Source organism: Sporichthya polymorpha DSM 43042 (assembly GCF_000384115.1).
GTDB lineage: Bacteria > Actinomycetota > Actinomycetes > Sporichthyales > Sporichthyaceae > Sporichthya > Sporichthya polymorpha.
This window is the reverse complement of record NZ_KB913029.1, coordinates 5,103,740-5,121,786: the sequence shown is the minus strand read 5'-3', so window position 1 is coordinate 5,121,786 and position 18,047 is coordinate 5,103,740. Positions and strand designations below refer to the sequence as shown.

The window sequence follows — 18,047 nt, the reverse complement described above, 5'->3', positions numbered from 1 at the left end:
CTCACGTCTTCCGGCGGAACAGTCGCTGCCCGAGGACGATCGCGAACGTCGCGACGAACGCCCCGGCGGCGCCGGAGAACGCGCCGAGGAACGGCAGCACGGCGAACGTCGCGAACACCAGTGCGGCCGCAACCCCGCCGGAGACGGCGGAGACCTTCAGCGACGCCTCGAACCGGCCCGGGGGACGCTCGACGGCGGCGTCGGCGACGGGTGCCGGCTCACGCCGGGACCGGACCGGAGGAGCCGCCGGCGGCCGACCGAGGGCGGCGTCCGCCTCGGCGATCAGCCGGTCGATCTCGTCCTTGGAGGCCACGAGCTCATCCTGCCAGCCGGAACCCCGGCACGGGGGACCAAGATGGACGCGTGATCGCGCTGAACGACCCCGAGACCGCGCAGGACATCGACCGGATCCGGGAGGCGTTCGCCGCGGCCGACTACACCACCGACGGCGTCTTCGACCTGCTCGGCTCCGTCGCCGAGCTGGCCCTCGCCCGGCACGAGACCGTGCCAGCCCGCCGGGCCGCCCGCGCGGCCTCATCGCCGCTCGCCGCGCTGGTCCGTCTGTTCCTGCTCCAGGACACCGTCGCGGCCGCCGATCTCACGCTGCCGCTGGACGCCGCGACGCGGCTCGGGCTGGTCGAGACCGCCGGCGACGAGGTCCGGGCCCGGCTCGACGCCCGACCCCACGACGAGGGCTTCTACGTCGTCTCCGACCTCGGCTCCGGGCTGGACGGGAACGTCCGGCCGGTTCCCGCCGACCACGTCCTCGGTGTCGGCGGCGCGTCGGTGTCGCTGGCGGAGCTGACGGTGCGTCACCCGGTCGAGCGGGCCCTGGATCTGGGCACCGGCTGCGGCGTCCAGGCCCTGCACCTGACTCGGCACGCGCGATCCGTCGTGGCCACCGACGTCCTCCCGCGCGCACTGGAGCTGGCGGCGCTGTCGGCGGCCCTGTCCGGGGTCTCGGTGGAGTTGCGCGAGGGCGGGCTGTTCGACCCGGTCGCGGGGGAGAGCTTCGACCTGATCGTCTCCAACCCGCCGTTCGTGATCGGGGCCGGCGACGGGCAGCGCACGTACCGCGACGGCGGGCTCGCGGGCGACGAGCTCTGCCGGCGCCTTGTCGGCGCGGCACCCGGGTACCTGTCGGAGGGTGGCTGGTGCCAGGTCCTCGCGAACTGGGTCCACCGCCGCGGCGAGGACTGGCGCGACCGCGTCGGCGCCTGGCTGCCCGGCAACTGCGACGCGTGGGCGCTGCAGCGGGAGATCCTCGACCCGGCCGCCTACGTCTCGCTCTGGCTGCACGACGCCGGCGACGTCGCCGGGCCGGACTACCGCGACCGCTACGACGCCTGGCTGACCGCGCTGGAGGCGGAGCAGGTCGAGGGGATCGGCTTCGGCTGGATCTGCCTGCGGCGCACCGAGGCGACCGGAACCCACCGCGTCGAGGACTGGCCGCACGCCGTCGAGACCCCGCTCGGCCCGCACGTCGCCGACGCCTTCGACCGCGTCTCCTGGCTGCGGACCCGCGACGACGCCACGTTGCTGACGTCCCGTCTGATCGTCGCGGACGACGTCACGCAGGAGCTGATCGGCGACCCGGGCGCGGAGGACCCGCAGCACGTCGTGCTCCGGCAGGCGCACGGGCTGCGGCGGGCGGTGCAGGTCGACACCGCAACCGCCGCCCTGGTCGGCGCGTGCACCGGGCAGGCGCCCGCCGGCGTGCTGGTCGACGCCGTCGCGACCCTGCTCGACGAGGAGGAGGACGCGATGCGGACCCGGCTGCTGCCGCAGATCCGCGACCTGGTCGACCAGGGCTTCCTCGTCCCGGGGGAGGCGCGCCGATGAGCCCGCTCCTCGGTGGCGTCCTGGTCTTCGTCAGCTCGGCGGCGGTTCTCGTCCTGGAGATCCTCAGCCTCCGGCTGGTCGCGCCCTACGCCGGCATCACACTCGAGGTGAGCACCGCCGTCATCGGGTTCGCCCTCGCGGCGATCGCGCTCGGGTCCTGGCTCGGCGGCGTCGCGGCCGACCGCTGGGACCCGCGGAAGATGATCGGCCCGGCCATCATCGCCGCCGGCGGCCTGACGCTGCTGATCGTCCCGGCCATCCGCGCGACCGGCGAGGCGATCACCGGCAACGACGACGGGGCCGTGCTCACGATGGCCGCGATCGCCGTGCTGTTCCCCGCGGCGTTGCTCTCCGCGGTGACGCCGATGGTCGTGAAGACCCAGCTCGGCACGCTCGACAAGACCGGGTCGGTCGTCGGCATGCTGTCCGCGACGGGGACGGTGGGCGCGCTGGTCGGCACCTTCGTCACCGGGTTCGTGCTGGTCTCCTCGGCCCCGACGTCGCGGATCTTCTACGCCCTCGGCATCGGGCTGATCGTGCTCGGCATCGCGGTGGCCGCGCGGACCCAGCTCAAGGCCGCGGCCGCGGGCGGTACCAGCGCGGCGGTGATCGGCGCGGGCGCGTTCGTGATCGCTCCGCAACCGTGCGACACCGAGACCGCGTACCACTGCGCGAAGGTCGTCGTCGACCCGGACCGACCGACCGGCCGCGTCCTGCAGCTCGACACCCTGCGCCACTCGTACGTCGACCTTGCCGACCCGACCCATCTGGAGTTCGCCTACATCCGCACGCTCGGCGCCGTGTTCGACGCGCTGCGCCCGCCGGGGCAGCCGGTGCGCGCGCTGCACATCGGTGGTGGCGGCGCGACCCTGCCGCGGTACGTCGACGCCACCCGGCCCGGCAGCGACAACCTGATCGTCGAGATCGACTCCGGCGTCATCGACATCGACCGCAAGGAGCTCGGGCTCGTCACCGGGGACGGCATCGAGGTCTCGATCCGCGACGGCCGGACCGCTCTCACCGCCCAGCCGGACAACTCCTGGGACGCCGTGGTGATGGACGCCTTCGGCGGCATCGCGGTCCCGTGGCACCTGACGACCCGTGAGGTCGTGGAGGACGTTCGCCGCGTGGTCGGCCCCGACGGCCTGTACCTGGTCAACGTCATCGACTACTGGCCCGCCGACTTCGCCCGGGCCGAGGTCGCGACCGTCGCCTCGGTGTTCCGCCACGTCGCGCTCGTCTCCTACCCGGCGGTCTTCGACTCCACCGGCGGCGGCAACATCGTGATCGTCGCCTCCGACGCTCCGCTCCCGGCCTTCGCCGACGCGATCGAGAACAACGTCGGCCAGTTCGCCGTCCGCACCGGCCCCCAGGTCACCCAGTTCGCCCGCGACGCCGAGGTCCTCCGCGACGACTTCGCCCCCGTCGACCAGCTCATCACCGTCCCCGCCGGCTGACCCGGCGGGACCTCATCCCGCGGACTCGGCGGCGTCCATGGCGGCGAGGATCCGCTTCTCGGAGACCGTGTGGGCGGTGCCGAGGGTCTGGGCGAACAGGCTGATCCGGAGCTCCTCGAGCATCCAGCGGATCGCGACGACGTCGGGGTCGGTGCGCCGGGCCGGCGGGAGGGCGGCGACGAGGTCGGCGTACTCGCGCGACAGCTGTGCGACCTGGGCCATCCGGGCGGCGTCACGCTCGGGGTTCTCGTTCAGCTTGTCGAGCCGGCGGCCGATGCCGCGCAGGTAGCGGGCGACGTGGGGGAGCCGGTCGGCCCCGGCCTCGGCGACGAAGCCGGGGTGGAGCAGCCCGGTGTATTGCGCCCGCATGTCGAGGACGGACGCTGAGTCGCCGGCGCGGGCGAGCGCGGCGTCCACTTCCTGAGCAACCGTCAGAATCGTGACGACCTGCCCCACAACCGCCTCGAACCGCGCCGGCAGCTCGGCCCGCACCGCGGCGAGCAGTGCGGCGTACCCGGCGGCGTCGCGCACGGGACCACCGTGGGCCGCGACGATCGCGTCCACCGCGGCGTCGGCGCAGTCGGCGAACAACGCCGATCCGTTCTCGTGGGGGGCGGCCGCGAGCGCGAGCTTGGCCCGGTTCGGCAGGCGGCCGAGCACCGCCTTCACCGGCGGACTGACCTCGGTGAGCAGCAGCCGCCGCACCCCGCCGGCCATCGCCGCGCGCGCGGCTTGCGCGTCCGGCAGCACGCGCAGTGCGGCGGTGCCGTTCTCGTCGACGAGGGCGGGGTAGCCCTCGACCACGCGCCCGTCCTGGACGCGGGAGTAGGTCTCCGGCACCGCCCCCGCGGGCAGGTCCGGCCACCCGGCGAGCGCCGGCTGCTCCAGCGCCGCGGCGCCGGCGGCGACCATCGACGCCACCGTCGGCGCGAGTTGCGCCGCGAGCGCGGCGAGGTCCTTGCCCTCGCCGAGCGCCTTGCCCCGCTCGTCCTCGACCCGGAACGTCATGCGCAGGTGGGGCGGGACGCGCTCCCAGTCCCAATCCTCCGGGTCGATGGGGACGCCGTTGCGCGCGCCGAGCTCCCGCTCCAGCGCGGTCGTGATCGGCTCGCCGGCGTTCGGGTCGAGCCGCGGCAGAACGGCGGCGGCGTGGTCCGGCGCGGGGACGAAGCTGCGCCGGATCGGCTTGGGCAGCGAGCGGATCAGCGCCGTCACGAGTTCGGAACGCAGGCCCGGCACCTGCCAGTCGAACCCGACGGGGGAGACGCGGTTCAGCACCGAGAGCGGGATGAGCACGGTGACGCCGTCCGCGTCCGTCCCCGGCTCGAACTGGTAACTGAGCGCGAACGTCTCCGGCCCCGCGGCGGTGCGCGCGGTCCACGTGTCCGGGTAGTCGTCGCGGGACACCGTGCTCCCGCGGTCGGAGAGCAGCAGCTCCGGGTCCGCGTCGAGCAGGTTCGGCTGCGTGCGCCGCGTCTTCTTCCACCAGGCGTCGAAGTGCCGCGCCGAGACGACGTCGTCGGGGATCCGCGCGTCGTAGAACGCGAACAGCGTCTCGTCGTCGACGACCAGGCCGCGCCGGCGCGACCGGTGCTCCAGCTCCTCGACCGCCTCCCGGAGCGCCTGGTTGTGCGCGAAGAACGCGTGGTGGGTCTCCCAGCCGCCCTCGACCAGCGCGTGCCGGAGAAACAACTCGCGGCACAGGCCGGGATCGATGCGCGCGTAGTCGACCTTGCGTCCCGCGACCAACGTCAGCCCGTGCAGCGTCACGCGCTCGTAGGCGACGACGGCGCCGCGCTTGCGCTCCCAGTGCGGCTCGGAGTAGTTCCGCTTGACCAGGTGCTCCGCGAGCGGCTCGACCCACTCCGGCTCGATCCTCGCCACCGTGCGGGCGAACAGCCGGGAGGTCTCGACGAGCTCGGCCGCCATCACCCACTTCGGCGGCTTCTTCGCCAGCGCCGATCCGGGGAAGATCGAGAACCGCGTGTTGCGGGTGCCGACGAACTCCCGCGACGAGCCCTTCGCGCCGTCGACGTCCTGGTTCCCGATCTGCGTCAGCAGCCCGGTCAGGAGCGCGAGGTGGACCTTCTGCGGGTCGCCGGGGTTCGAGTTCCAGCGCAGCCCGATCTGCCCCGCCACCTCCCGCAATTGCGCGACGAGGTCCTGCCACTCGCGCACCCGCAGGTAGTGCAGGTAGTCCGCTGCGCAGAGCTTGCGGAACTTCGCGGAGGACAGCTCCCGCTGCTGCTCGCGCAGGTAGGTCCACAGGTTCAGGTAGGCAAGAAAATCTGACGTCGGGTCATTGAAGCGCGCGTGCTTGGCGCGCGCGGCCTCCTGGGCCTCGACCGGGCGCTCGCGCGGGTCCTGGATCGACAGCGCCGCCGCGATGATGATGACCTCGCGCAGCACGCCGTACCGGTCGGCCTCGAGGATCATCCGCCCGATCCGCGGGTCCACCGGCAGCTGGGCCAGCTTCCGCCCGACCGGCGTCAGCGCGCCCGCGGGCGTCAGCGCTCCGAGCTCCTCCAGCAGCGCGACGCCGTCCGCGACGCTGCGCCGGTCCGGCGGGTCGACGAACGGGAACGCCGCGACGTCCCCCAGCCCGATCGCCGTCATCTGCAGAATGACGCTCGCCAGGTTCGTCCGCAGGATCTCCGGCTCGGTGAACTCCGGTCGGCCGAGGTAGTCCTCCTCCGAGTACAACCGGACGCAGATGCCCTCGGCGACACGACCGCAGCGACCCGCGCGCTGGTTCGCCGAGGCCTGCGAGATCGCCTCGATCGGCAGCCGCTGCACCTTGCGGCGCGTGCTGTACCGGGAGATGCGCGCGGTGCCGGCGTCCACGACGTACCGGATCCCCGGCACCGTCAGCGACGTCTCGGCCACGTTGGTCGCGAGCACCACCCGCCGGCCGGAGTGCGGCGCGAACACCCGGTGCTGGTCCGCGTTCGACAGCCGGGCGTAGAGGGGCAAGATTTCCACCGGCAGGCCTGACCGTGCGTCAGGTCGGAGCCGGCCCCGCAGGGCGTCGGCAGTGTCCCGGATCTCGCGCTCGCCGGAGAGGAAGACCAGGACGTCGCCCGGCCCCTCACGGAAGAGCTCTTCGACGGCGTCGCAGACCCCGGCGGGCATGTCGTGCGGCTCGGCGCGGTCGTCCCGGCGCTCGTTCTCGGTGTCCGAGACCAGCGGGCGGTAGCGGACCTCCACCGGGTAGGTCCGGCCGGACACCTCGATGATCGGCGCCGGCCGGCCGCCGGGGGAGGCGAAGTGCCGCGCGAACCGCTCGGGGTCGATGGTCGCGGAGGTGATGACGATCTTCAGGTCCGGCCGCGCGGGCAGCAGCTGGCGCAGGTAGCCGAGGATGAAGTCGATGTTGAGACTGCGCTCGTGCGCCTCATCGATGATGAGGGTGTCGTAGCCGAGGAGCCGCCGGTCGCGCTGGATCTCGGCCAGGAGGATGCCGTCGGTCATCAGCTTCACCAGCGTGTTCTCGCCGACCCGGTCGGTGAAGCGGATCTGGTACCCGACCGTCTCACCCAGGTTCGTGCCGAGCTCGTCGGCGATCCGGTCGGCCACGGTCCGCGCCGCGAGGCGCCGCGGCTGCGTGTGGCCGATCAGCCCGCGGACGCCGCGGCCGAGCTCGAGGCAGATCTTCGGCAGCTGCGTCGTCTTGCCCGACCCGGTCTCGCCGGCGACCACGACGACCTGGGAGTCGCGGATCGCCGCGGCGATGTCGTCCCGCCGGGCGCTGATCGGCAGCTCCTCGGGATACGTGATCTCCGGCCGCGCGGTCGCCCGCAGCTCGGCCCGCACCGCGGCGGTCGCGACGTCGTCGGTCAGCTTCGCCAGGGCCGCCGGCTCCGTGCGCCGGCGCAGCGCGTCCAGCCGGCGGCCGAGCCGGTGCGCGTCACGCAGCGTCAGGGTGTCCAGCTGCTCCCGCAGCGCGCGGAGCTGCGCTCGGGTCTCGGGGTCGAGGGGTGTCTGGCGGGCCATTACTCCCGAAAGTGCACTACGGCACCCGCGGAAGCAAAATTTCGGTGCCGTACTGCGCTTTCGGGGCGGTGCGGGCGGTGATCTGTGCCGCGCCTGACGGGGCCGGTTCGAAACCTCCTCACGTTGGAGCGCCGCGACGCTCAAGTGACCGGCGGGGCGGACCGATCCTCCCTACGTCCTCCTTGCCCGGAGGACGCACCAGGGGAGGCACGGCAATGGCGCGCAGGGCCCGCAGAACCGGTCCGCGCGCGTCCGTCCTCGTCGCCGGTCTGTCCGGGATCGCCCTGGTCGCGGCCGCCGTCGTCGCGGTCGCCCCGTCGCCCGACCCCGAGCGCCTCCCGGCCGGCGACTACGTCCTGCGGGCCCAGTCCGGCGAGCTGGACGACGTGCTCCGCGACGTCCGCGCCGCGGGCGGGACCGTCACCGGCGAGTTCGACTCTCTCGACGGCGCCGCCGTGCGCCTCGACGCCGACGCCGCCACCGCCCTCGCCGCCGATGGTCGCGTCGCCGCCCTGACCCCGGACGTCGACGTCCCCGCCCCCGCGGGTGCGACCGCCACCCCGGCGCCCGGAACGACGACTTCCCCGAAGAACGCGTCGAAGCCCCCGACGGCGTCCCCGACGAGAAAGCCGACGAAGTCGACCGGCACCAAGGCGAAGCCGAAGAGCACCCCCGCGGGACCGACGCACGACGGGGGAGCCGGGCAGTCCTACGACGCCGCGGCGGACCCGAACTCGCTGTGCAACATCGCGAAGCTGGTCGGGGTCCGGCCGATGTGGCGGCAGGGCGGGACCGGCCAGGGCGTCGACGTCGCGCTGATCGACTCCGGGGTCGCGCCGGTCCCCGGGCTGAACGCGCCCGGAAAGGTGATCCACGGTCCGGACCTGACGCCCGAGTCGCAGAACTCGAGCACCCGCTATCTCGACACGTTCGGCCACGGCACCCACATGGCCGGGATCATCGCCGGCAAGGACGCGAGCGTCGACACCAAGAAGTCGGGCTCGTGCGAGGGCTTCGCCGGCATGGCGCCGGACGCGCGCATCATCAGTGTGAAGGCCGCCGACGCCCACGGCGCGACCGACGTCTCGCAGATCCTCGCGGCGATCGACTGGGTCGTGCAGCACGCGAAGGACCCCGGGATGAACATCCGGGTCCTCAACCTGAGCTTCGGCACCGACGGGACCCAGGACTACGTCGTCGACCCGCTCGCCCACGCGGTCGAGGTCGCCTGGCGCAAGGGCATCGTCGTCGTGGTGTCGGCCGGCAACTCCGGCTTCGCCGACGGCCGCCTGACGAACCCGGCGCGCAACCCCCACATCCTCGCCGTCGGTGCGGACGACACCAAGGGCACGGCCTCGACGCTCGACGACACGATCCCGGAGTTCTCCTCGCGCGGGGACAGCAAGCGCAACCCCGACATCGTCGCGCCGGGCAAGAGCGTCCAGAGCCTGCGCGTCCCCGGCTCGTACATCGACACCGCGTACGGGGAGAAGGGCGCCTTCGCCGGCCGATTCTTCCGCGGCAGCGGCACGTCGCAGGCGGCGGCGGTCGCGTCCGGGGCGATCGCGGCGCTGATCTCCGCCCGCCCGAACCTCACCCCGGAGCAGGTCAAGCTCCTGACGGCGACGCTCGGCCTCGGCCTCGTCGTCGCCGACCCGCGGGCCCAGGGGCACGGGCTGCTGCAGCTCGGCGTCCCGGCCCTCGTTGCCGCGCTGACGTCCCCGCCGCTGGTCGGCAACCTCATCGAGCCGGCGGCCGGGCTGCTCAACGGTCTGCTGAACGGCCGGGTCACCGCCCCGCGGGCCAAGGGCACCGGGACGCTCGAGGGCGCACGTGGGCAGGATCACCTCGAGCTCGACGGGAAACCGCTGACCGGCGAACGGGACATCTTCGGCAAACCGTTCAACTCCGCGACCCATGCGAAGGCTGCCGCCGCCGGTCACGCCTGGAACGGCGGCACCTGGAACGGCTCCACGTGGGCGGGCCGGACCTGGGCCGGGCGCACCTGGGCATCCACCGAATGGCTGGGTCGCACCTGGGCCGGACGGACCTGGGCCGGCCGGACTTGGGCGGATGGGTCCTGGAATGGCCGGACTTGGGCCGGTGGAACGTGGAACGGACGCACCTGGGCCGGCGTCTCATGGGCTGGGCGTACCTGGGCAGGTACGGACTTCGCCGGAGGAGACTGGCAGTGACAGGGACGCGGGCAGTGGAGCGGCGGGGGGCTTCCCGTCGCGGTCTGGCCGCCCTGCTGACGGCCCGCGGGACCCGGATCCTCGGGCTCATCGTGTTCCTGCTCGCGACCGGCACCGCGCTGCTGGTCTGGTCGCCGGCGCTGGAGGACAAGGCCCCCGGTCCGACCCACCTGCCCTGGTGGGCGATGGTCCTGATGTTCGGCGTGGCCGAGATGGTCGTGCTGCACATCCAGATCCGCCGTGAGGCGCAGACGGTCTCGCTGTCCGAGATCCCGCTGGTCGTCGGCCTGTTCATGGCCGGCCCGGAGGGGCTGCTCATCGGCCGCGTCGTCGGCTCGCTGCTGATCTTCGTCTTCCACCGCCGCCAGGCCCCGATCAAGGTCGCGTTCAACACCGCCCTGGTCTTCGCCTCCGGCGCGCTGGCCCTGACGATCTGGTCGCTGGCCTTCAACGGCCAGGAGGCCGGCCCCGAGGCGTGGGCCGCCGCCTTCGCGGCGCTGGTCGCGGCCGGCTCCTTCGACGCGACGATCACCACGATGGCGATCGCCTGCTACGAGGGCCGCATCAAGATCTCCCGCATGGCCCGCGAGGTCGCGAGCGCCGGCACGCTGGCCGCCGCCGTCGGCACCGTCGGCCTGGTCGCCGCCACCGCGGTCACGTACGACGTCCGCAGCGCGTTCCTCGTCGAGGCCGCCGGCGCGCTGCTGCTGCTCGGCTACCGCGCCTACGCGTCGCTGCGTGAGCGGCACGAGAGCCTGGAGCAGCTGTACCACTTCTCCGAGGTCGTCTCCGGCGCGCACGACGTCGACACCGTCCTGCGCTCGGTCCTGGCCCAGGCCCGTCAGCTGCTGCGCAGCGACCGCGCCGAGTTCCTGTCCTTCGACTTCCCGGGCGGTCTGGCGCCGGCCCGCATGAGTCTGCTCCCCGACGGCGTCCAGCGCGACGGGGTCGCCGAGGTCGGCCTCGCCGCCTTCGACGCCGACCCCGTGGTCGCCCGCGTCCGGCGCGAGCGTCGCTCGGTGCTGCTCGCGCGCACGACCAAGGACGCCGCCGAGAAGGAGTACCTGGCCGAGCACGGCCTGCGCGAGGCCATCGTCGTCCCGCTGCACATGGACGGCGTCATCGTCGGCACGCTCTCGGTCGGCAACCGCCTCGGCGAGGTCCGCGGTTTCGACGCCGGTGACGTCCGCCTGCTGGAGACCGTCGCCAACCACGCCGGCGTCGCGCTGAAGTCCGGCTCGCTGATCGCCCGCCTTTCGCACGAGGCGCACCACGACACCCTGACCGGCCTGCCCAACCGTCACCTGCTCCAGCAGGAACTCGACGCCGCGATCGCCGCCGTCCGCCTCGGCACGTCGGTCGGCTGCGCGGTGATGATCAGCGACCTCAACGGCTTCAAGGAGGTCAACGACACCCTCGGCCACCAGCACGGCGACCAACTTCTCCGGGACGTCGCGCGCCAGTTCGTCGAGGTGGCCGGTACGCGGGCGCTCGTCGCCCGGCTCGGTGGGGACGAGTTCGCCGTTCTGCTCACCGATGTCGCGAGCCCGGCCGAGGCCGCGTCGATGGCGCAGGCGATGGTCGACTCCCTGGCGGCGCCCATGCGGCTCGACGGCGTCTCGGTCGAGGTCTCCGCCTCGATCGGCGTCGCGATGGCCCCGCTGCACGGCGAGGACGTGTCGGGTCTGCTCAAGCGCGCGGACGTCGCGATGTACGCGGCCAAGGCCAACGGCGGCGGTGTGCGCTTCTACGACGAGGGTCTGCAGGAGGCGGCCAACCCCAGCCGGCTGGCGCTGGTCGGCGAACTGCGCGCGGCCATCAAGGACGGCGGCATCGAGGCCTGGGTTCAGCCGAAGGCGTCCCTGGTCGACGGCTCGATCGTCGGCGTCGAGGCCCTCGCGCGCTGGCGGCACCCGGTCGACGGCATCCGCGGCCCGGCCGAGTTCCTCCCGGTGGCCGAGGCCAACGGCATGATCGGCCCGCTCACCGAGGCGATGCTCGACTCCTCGCTCTCGGCGTGCTCGGCGTGGCTGCGCCGCGGCATCGAGGCCGGCGTCGCCGTCAACGTCTCGCCGCGCAGCCTGCGCGACACCTCGTTCGCCGAGACGGTCTCGTCGGTGCTCGCCCGCCACGACGTCCCCGCGCACCTGCTGACCCTCGAGATCACCGAGACGTCCCTGATGGCGGACAGCCCGCAGGCGATCGACGTGCTGGTGCGCCTCAACGCGCTCGGCGTCCGGCTCTCCATCGACGACTTCGGCACCGGCTACTCGTCCCTGGCGTACCTGCGCCGACTCCCGGTCAACGAGATCAAGATCGACCGCGAGTTCACCTCGCGGATCGAGAGCGACCCGCGGGTGCTCACGATCGTCCGCTCGGTCGCCGACCTCGCGCGCAACATCGGCATGCAGACCGTCGCCGAGGGCGTCGAGGACTCGGACGTCTTCGCCCGCCTCCAGGAGCTCGGCGTCGGGCAGGCGCAGGGGTACCACATCTCGCGCCCGATGCCCGCGGCCGAGTTCCCGGCCTGGCTCGACCGCTACAACGAGGACCTCAACGGCCCCCGGCCGCTGCTCCCCGGCGGTCGCCGCCCCCGCTCGCACGCGGCGGCCTAGTACTCCTTTTCACCGGGCTGACTCGGTCGCTCACCTGGGAATTCGCGACATCCGCCGGCCGACACGCCGCGGGGGAGTTGCGATCTTGGTCCCGATGTCGGGCAAAATGACATCGGCGTCATCTGTTCTTCCCGAACTGGCACGTCGAGACCGCAGGGGAAGGCGTATCTCGAGCCGAGTCCAGCCAGGAGGAAACACGTGACGACCACTCGTGGAGTGCTGTACATCCACTCCGCTCAGTCCGCCATGTGCCCGCACGTCGAATGGGCCGTGGCGGGAGTTCTCGGCGTCTCGGTGAACTTCGACTGGACGCCGCAACCGGCCGCGCCGTCGCAGTGGCGAGCCGAGCTGTCCTGGCAGGGGGAGCGCGGCACAGCGGCCGCCTTGGCCTCCGCGCTGCGTGGCTGGAACCAGCTGCGCTACGAGGTCACCGAGGAGCCGGTGGGCGGCCACGAGGGTGCCCGCTACAGCTGCACCCCGAGCCTGGGCATGTTCCACGCCGTCATCGGCGTCCACGGGGACATCATGATCGGAGAGGACCGGCTCCGCGCCGCGATGAACCGCGCCCGGGAGACCGAGGACTGCGACCTCGCCGACGAGGTCGACCTGATGCTGGGTCAGCCCTGGGACGACGAGCTCGAGCCCTTCCGCTACGCCGGCGACGGGGCCCCCGTCCGCTGGTTGCACCAGGTCGGCTGAATCTCCTCGTTGCGTCCGACGATGTGGCTGCAACAGCGACCACATCGTCGGACGCAACGGCTGTTCACAGCGGCATGTTCGTGTGTGCGCCGCGGACGGGAGGGTCGCTGAGGGCAGCGGCGAGGGCCCGGGCGACGGCGGTGCGCGTGCGCGCCGGAGCGATCACCTCGTCGACGATCCCGGCCGCGAGAGCCGCGTCGACCCCGCCCTCGTCGCGGGCGTGCTGGGCGGCCAGGGTCGTCTCGAGAGCGGCGCGCTCGGCCTCGTCGGCGGCGGCGAGGGCCCGCCGGTGCAGGATCCGCACCGCGGCCACCGCACCCATCACGGCGATCTCGGCGCCGGGCCAGGCGAAGACGCGCGTCGCACCGAGCGAGCGGGAGTTCATCGCGATGTAGGCCCCGCCGTACGCCTTGCGCAGGACGACGGTCACGCGGGGGACGGCGGTCGCGGCGAAGACGTGCAGCAGCTTCGCGCCGCGGCGGACGACGCCGTCCCACTCCTGGCCGACGCCGGGCAGGTAGCCGGGGGTGTCGACGAAGACGGCCAGCGGGATCCCGAACGCGTCGCACATCCGGACGAAGCGCGCCGCCTTCTCGGCCGACGGCCAGTCCAGGCAGCCGCCGAGTCGTTGCGGGTTGTTCGCGACGACGCCGACGGTGCGGCCGCCGAGCCGGCCCAGGGTCGTCACGATGTTCGGTGCCCACTCCGGCTGTAGCTCGACGGCGGTCCCGGCGTCGAGCAGACGCTCCGTCAAGGGGCGGACGTCGTAGACCTGGCGGGCCTCGGTCGGCAGCCCGGCGGCGAGGTCGGTGTCGTTGACCGCGTCGAGGTCGAGCCGGCCGGGCCGGGCGAGCAGCGCGGTCAGCGTGCGGGTGGCCGTGAAGGCCGCGGCGTCGTCGGGCGCGACGACGTGGACGACGCCGGACGTTCGCCCGTGCGGCTCCGGGCCGCCGAGCAGCGCCATGTCCGCGTTCTCGCCGGTGACGGTCGCGACGACGTCGGGGCCGGTGACGAAGACCCGTCCGTCGGGACCGAGCACGACGAGGTCGGTCAGCGCCGGCCCGTAGGCCGCGCCACCGGCCGCGGGACCGAGGACGAGCGAGATCTGCGGGACGCGCCCCGACGCGGCCGTCATCGCCGCGAAGATCCGCCCGACGGCGTGCAGGCCCGCGACACCCTCGGTCAGACGCGCCCCGCCGGAGTGCCAGATCCCGATCACCGGAATCTGATGGTCCGTCGCTTTGCGGTACACGGCCTCGATCAGCCCGGACCCCTCGATCCCCATCGCGCCGCCCATGCGCGCCGGGTCGGCCGCGAAGGCGACGACGGGGGAGGACTCGACGGTCCCGTTGGCGGCGCGGAACCCGCTCTCCGCGCCGTCCCACCACAGGTCGATCGACCCGGGGTCGAGCAACCGCGCGAGACGGTCGATCGGATCCCGCGGGTCGCTCACAAGCTGACCCTAGGGTCAGACCGACGTGAAGACTACGCAGATGTTGTGGCCGCCGAAGCCGAAGGAGTTGTTCAGGGCGGCGATGGGGCCCGAGGGGAGCTCCCGGGGCTCGACGCGGACGATGTCGATGTCGGCGTCGTCGTCGGGGTCGTCGACGTTGATCGTCGGCGGGGCCTTGCGCTCGGCGACGGCGAGGACGGTCGCGACGCCCTCGACGGCACCGGCGGCGCCGAGCAGGTGGCCGGTCATCGACTTGGTGGCGGAGACCGCGACCGAGTCGAGGGCGGAGCCGAACACCTTGCGGAGGGCGAGGATCTCGGCGACGTCGCCGAGCGGCGTGGACGTCGCGTGCGCGTTGACGTGCTTGAGGTCGGAGGCGGTGATGCCGGAGTTCTCCAGCGCGAACTGCAGGGCGCGGGTGACGCCGGCGCCGTCGGGCTCAGGCTGCGCGATGTGGTGGGCGTCGGAGCTCATGCCCGCGCCGGCGACGGCGCAGTAGATCCGGGCGCCGCGAGCGCGCGCGTGCTCCTCGGACTCCAGCACGATGACACCGGAGCCCTCACCGAGGACGAAGCCGTCGCGCGCCTTGTCGTAGGGACGCGAGGCCCGCTCCGGCTCGTCGTTGCGGGTCGACATCGCCTTCATGGCCGCGAAGGCCGCCATCGGCAGCGGGTGGATGCAGGCCTCGGTGCCGCCGGCGAGGACGACATCGGCGCGGCCCTCGCGGATCATGTCCGCGCCCATCGCGATCGCCTCGGCGCCGGACGCGCAGGCCGAGACCGGGGTGTGCACACCGGCGCGCGCGGTGCGCTCGAGGCCGATCGCGGCGGCCGGGCCGTTCGGCATGAGCATCGGGATCGCGAGCGGCGAGACGAACCGGGCGCCCTTGGCGTTCAGGGTGTCGTACGCGGAGAGCAGCGTGGTGATGCCGCCGATGCCGGAGGCGACCACGACGCCGAGCCGCTCGGGCTCGACGCCGACGTCGTCACCGCCCGCGTCCGCCCACGCGTCGCGGGCGGCGATCACGGCCATCTGCCCACCGCGGTCGAGGCGCCGGGCCTGGACGCGGTCCATCACCTCGGAGGGGTCGACCGCGACCCGCGCGGCGATCTGCACCGGCAGGTCGGCGGCCCACTCCTCGGTCAACGAACGGACGCCGGAGCGGCCGGCGAGAAGCGCGGACCACGTCGTCCGCGCGTCGCCACCCAGGGGCGTGGTCGCCCCGACTCCGGTGACCACGACGGTCCGTGTGCTCATGCGCTTTCTCCACCCTCTCCGGCTCAGAACCCGATCAGCGAACGACGATCAGGCGTTGGACGCGATGTAGGACACCGCGTCGCCGACCGTCACGAGCTTCTTGACCTCGTCGTCCGGGATCTTCACGCCGAAGCGCTCCTCGGCCGCGACGACGACCTCGACCATCGACAGCGAGTCGATGTCCAGGTCCTCGATGAAGGCCTTGTCCGGCTGGACGTCCTCCGCCGGGATGCCGACGATCTCGTTCACGATCTCGCCCAGACCGGCGATGATCTCGTCCTCGGATGCCATGCGGTGCTCTCCTGTCGTTCTGCGGTGATCGGGTGGGCTTGGGGAACTACCGGTGCCGGCACGGCCGACCAGGTCAGCGTAGGGCCGGGCCGGGGTGTGACCGGATCAGGGGATGGTCACCACCTGGGCGGCGAAGCTCAGGCCGGCGCCGAAGCCGACGAGCAGCGCAGTGGCGCCGCTCGCGATCTCGCCGCGCTCGAGCATCGTCTCCATCGCCAGGGGGACCGAGGCCGCCGAGGTGTTGCCCGAGTCGACGATGTCCCGGGCGATCGCGATGTGCGAAGGCAGCTTGAGGGCCCGCACCATCGCGTCGGTGATCCGCATGTTGGCCTGGTGGGGGATGAACGCGTCGATGTCCTCGAAGGTCAGCCCCGCGGCCTCGACGGCGCGGCGCGCGACGGGCGCCATCTCGTAGGCGGCCCAGCGGAAGACCTGCTGGCCGTTCATCTGGAGGAAGGCGCGCTCGCCGGCGGTGGCCTTGGTGACCCAGTCGGCGTTCATCTCGATCGCGGAGGCCTGGCTGCCGTCCGCGCCCCAGACGACCGGGCCGATGCCGGGGACGTCGGACGGACCGATCACCGCGGCGCCGGACCCGTCGCCGAAGATGAACGCGATGCTGCGGTCGGTCGGGTCGACGACGTCGCTGAACTTCTCGGTGCCGATGACGAGGACGTACTCCGCGCTGCCGGCGCGGATCATGTCCGAGCCGAGCGCGACGCCGTGACAGAAACCGGCGCAGGCGATGTTGACGTCGAAGGCGGCGGCGTTGGTCGCGCCGAGGCGGTGCGCGACCTCCGGCCCGGCCGCGGGGATCTGCACGATCGTCGTACAGGACGCGACCAGAACGGCGCTGATCTGCTCGGGTGCGATGCCCGCTGCGGCGATGGCCTTGCCGCCCGCGGCCACCGACATGTCCGAGATGGTCTCCTCGGGCGCGGCGAATCGCCGGGTGGCGATGCCGGAGCGGGTGCGGATCCACTCGTCGGTCGAGTCGATGTGCTCGCAGATCTCGGCGTTGGTCACCAGGCGCGCGGGTCGGTAGCCCCCGACGCTGTAGAGCCGGGTGTGCGCGGCGCCGGTGGACGGCCGGATCGCGCCCGTCACGGAAGCAGATCCCGGGCTGCGGCCAGATCGTTCGGGGTCTTCACAGCTACGGACGCTACGCCGCGCATGCCGCGCTTGGCGAGGCCGACGAGCGTCCCACCAGGCAGAAGCTCGATGATGCCCGTCACGTTCAGGCTCAGCATCGACTCCATGCACAGGTCCCAGCGCACCGGGTTACTCACCTGCTTGACGAGGCGGTCGAGCACCTCGGCGCCGGTGGTCACGGCCGAACCGTCGGCGTTGGAGAGCAGCTTCGTGACCGGGTCGGCGGGCGTCAGCGTCGCCGCGAGGGCCGCGAGCTGGTCGACCGCGGGCGCCATGTGCGTCGTGTGGAACGCCCCGGCGACCGACAGCGGGATCAGCCGCGCCTTCTCCGGTCCGTCCGCGGCGAGCGCGGCGAGCTGCTCCAGCGTCCCGGCGGCCACGATCTGGCCGGCGCCGTTGTCGTTCGCGGGGGTGAGCCCGTGCTCGGCGAGCTTGGCGAGGACCGTGTCCCGGTCACCGCCGAGGACGGCCGTCATGCCGGTCGGCGTGACCGCGGAGGCCTCGGCCATCCCGCGCCCGCGCGCGGCGACGAACGTCATCGCGGCCTCGGCCGGCAGGACGCCCGCCGCGGCCGTCGCGGTCAGCTCACCGACGCTGTGACCGGCGAGCACGCCCGCGGCGCTCGCGACGGGATCGGCGCCGGCCGGGGTGCCGAGGAGTTCGGCGAGCGAGGCCAGCCCGGCCGCGACGAGCAGGGGCTGCGCGACGGCAGTGTCCTTGATCTGCTCCGCGTCACCCTTGGTGCCGAGCTCGACCAGGTCGATCTGCGCGACCTCCGACCAGGCACCCAGCCGCGCGGCGAACGCGGGGAGCTCGAGCCAGGGCTCGAGGAAGCCGGGGGTCTGGGCCCCCTGACCGGGGGCGACGATCGCCAGCATGGGTCCACCTTGTGCTCTTCGGGCGGGTGCGCGCCCCTGCGGCCGGGGCCAACGCGCTTCGCGGGCCTTTGTACACGTCCTACAACCCGCGGTCGAAAAAGGGTGACACCCCTTACTCCGCAGTAAGGGGTGTCACCCCCTACTCCGCAGTAAGGGGTGTCACCCCTTTTTGACGTCAGGGCTGACTGTTTCGGCCGGGGGCGGGTCAGGGGGGCGGG

General features: G+C 73.0%; 12 protein-coding genes. 5 read left to right on the top strand and 7 right to left on the bottom strand.

The window, feature by feature from the left end; all coding sequences use genetic code 11:
* Position 1: 1 nt before the first annotated feature.
* The gene (locus SPOPO_RS0124695) at positions 2 to 313 is read right to left on the bottom strand and encodes a hypothetical protein (RefSeq protein ID WP_019877859.1); all 312 of its coding nucleotides are present in this window, start codon (positions 311 to 313) and stop codon (positions 2 to 4) included.
* A 50-nt stretch (positions 314 to 363) separates the two neighbouring features.
* Here SPOPO_RS0124695 and SPOPO_RS0124690 point away from each other — a divergent pair, with 50 nt between their 5' ends.
* A complete protein-coding gene (locus SPOPO_RS0124690; RefSeq protein WP_019877858.1) occupies positions 364 to 1,842 on the top strand; it encodes a DUF7059 domain-containing protein in 1,479 nt (492 codons plus the stop codon).
* A complete protein-coding gene (locus tag SPOPO_RS31510; protein WP_019877856.1) occupies positions 1,839 to 3,299 on the top strand; it encodes a fused MFS/spermidine synthase in 1,461 nt (486 codons plus the stop codon). Before SPOPO_RS0124690 ends, SPOPO_RS31510 begins: the two co-directional genes overlap by 4 nt.
* 12 nt (positions 3,300 to 3,311) lie before the next feature.
* Here the strand turns inward: SPOPO_RS31510 and hrpA are convergent, their stop codons facing one another.
* Complete coding sequence (gene hrpA / locus SPOPO_RS0124680; RefSeq protein WP_019877855.1) at positions 3,312 to 7,292, bottom strand: ATP-dependent RNA helicase HrpA; 3,981 nt, start codon at positions 7,290 to 7,292, stop codon at positions 3,312 to 3,314.
* Positions 7,293 to 7,507: 215 nt separating this feature from the next.
* Here hrpA and SPOPO_RS31505 point away from each other — a divergent pair, with 215 nt between their 5' ends.
* The 3 genes from SPOPO_RS31505 to SPOPO_RS0124665 all read left to right on the top strand — a co-directional run bounded on the left by SPOPO_RS31505 (position 7,508) and on the right by SPOPO_RS0124665 (position 12,801).
* Positions 7,508 to 9,487: a S8 family serine peptidase gene (locus tag SPOPO_RS31505; protein WP_019877854.1), complete on the top strand. Its 1,980-nt coding sequence runs from the start codon at positions 7,508 to 7,510 to the stop codon at positions 9,485 to 9,487.
* Positions 9,484 to 12,102 (top strand): putative bifunctional diguanylate cyclase/phosphodiesterase, encoded by a 2,619-nt coding sequence (locus tag SPOPO_RS0124670; protein ID WP_156870221.1) that lies wholly within the window; start codon positions 9,484 to 9,486, stop codon positions 12,100 to 12,102. Before SPOPO_RS31505 ends, SPOPO_RS0124670 begins: the two co-directional genes overlap by 4 nt.
* A 198-nt stretch (positions 12,103 to 12,300) precedes the next feature.
* On the top strand, positions 12,301 to 12,801 hold the full coding sequence (locus SPOPO_RS0124665) for a DUF3145 domain-containing protein (protein ID WP_084671527.1): 501 nt from the start codon (positions 12,301 to 12,303) through the stop codon (positions 12,799 to 12,801).
* Positions 12,802 to 12,865: 64 nt separating this feature from the next.
* On the opposite strand, the gene SPOPO_RS0124660 is transcribed toward SPOPO_RS0124665, so the two are convergent.
* The 5 genes from SPOPO_RS0124660 to SPOPO_RS0124640 all read right to left on the bottom strand — a co-directional run bounded on the left by SPOPO_RS0124660 (position 12,866) and on the right by SPOPO_RS0124640 (position 17,829).
* On the bottom strand, positions 12,866 to 14,254 hold the full coding sequence (locus SPOPO_RS0124660) for an acyl-CoA carboxylase subunit beta (protein WP_019877851.1): 1,389 nt from the start codon (positions 14,252 to 14,254) through the stop codon (positions 12,866 to 12,868).
* 15 nt (positions 14,255 to 14,269) lie between these two features.
* A complete protein-coding gene (fabF, locus tag SPOPO_RS0124655) occupies positions 14,270 to 15,511 on the bottom strand; it encodes a beta-ketoacyl-ACP synthase II (RefSeq protein ID WP_019877850.1) in 1,242 nt (413 codons plus the stop codon).
* Between the two features lie 48 nt (positions 15,512 to 15,559).
* Positions 15,560 to 15,802, bottom strand: coding sequence for an acyl carrier protein (locus SPOPO_RS0124650; RefSeq protein ID WP_019877849.1), 243 nt, complete (start codon positions 15,800 to 15,802; stop codon positions 15,560 to 15,562).
* A gap of 105 nt (positions 15,803 to 15,907) precedes the next feature.
* Complete coding sequence (locus SPOPO_RS0124645; protein WP_019877848.1) at positions 15,908 to 16,906, bottom strand: beta-ketoacyl-ACP synthase III; 999 nt, start codon at positions 16,904 to 16,906, stop codon at positions 15,908 to 15,910.
* Complete coding sequence (locus SPOPO_RS0124640; RefSeq protein ID WP_019877846.1) at positions 16,903 to 17,829, bottom strand: ACP S-malonyltransferase; 927 nt, start codon at positions 17,827 to 17,829, stop codon at positions 16,903 to 16,905. Before SPOPO_RS0124640 ends, SPOPO_RS0124645 begins: the two co-directional genes overlap by 4 nt.
* Positions 17,830 to 18,047 lie beyond the last annotated feature (218 nt).

Excerpts from the sequence above, each read along its gene's own strand:
- SPOPO_RS0124640 (WP_019877846.1), bottom strand. The coding sequence starts at position 17,829 with ATGCTGGCGATCGTCGCCCCCGGTCAGGGGGCCCAGACCCCCGGCTTC.
- fabF (WP_019877850.1), bottom strand. The coding sequence starts at position 15,511 with ATGAGCACACGGACCGTCGTGGTCACCGGAGTCGGGGCGACCACGCCC.
- SPOPO_RS0124650 (WP_019877849.1), bottom strand. The coding sequence starts at position 15,802 with ATGGCATCCGAGGACGAGATCATCGCCGGTCTGGGCGAGATCGTGAAC.
- SPOPO_RS31505 (WP_019877854.1), top strand. The coding sequence starts at position 7,508 with ATGGCGCGCAGGGCCCGCAGAACCGGTCCGCGCGCGTCCGTCCTCGTC.
- SPOPO_RS31510 (WP_019877856.1), top strand. The coding sequence starts at position 1,839 with ATGAGCCCGCTCCTCGGTGGCGTCCTGGTCTTCGTCAGCTCGGCGGCG.
- hrpA (WP_019877855.1), bottom strand. The coding sequence starts at position 7,292 with ATGGCCCGCCAGACACCCCTCGACCCCGAGACCCGAGCGCAGCTCCGC.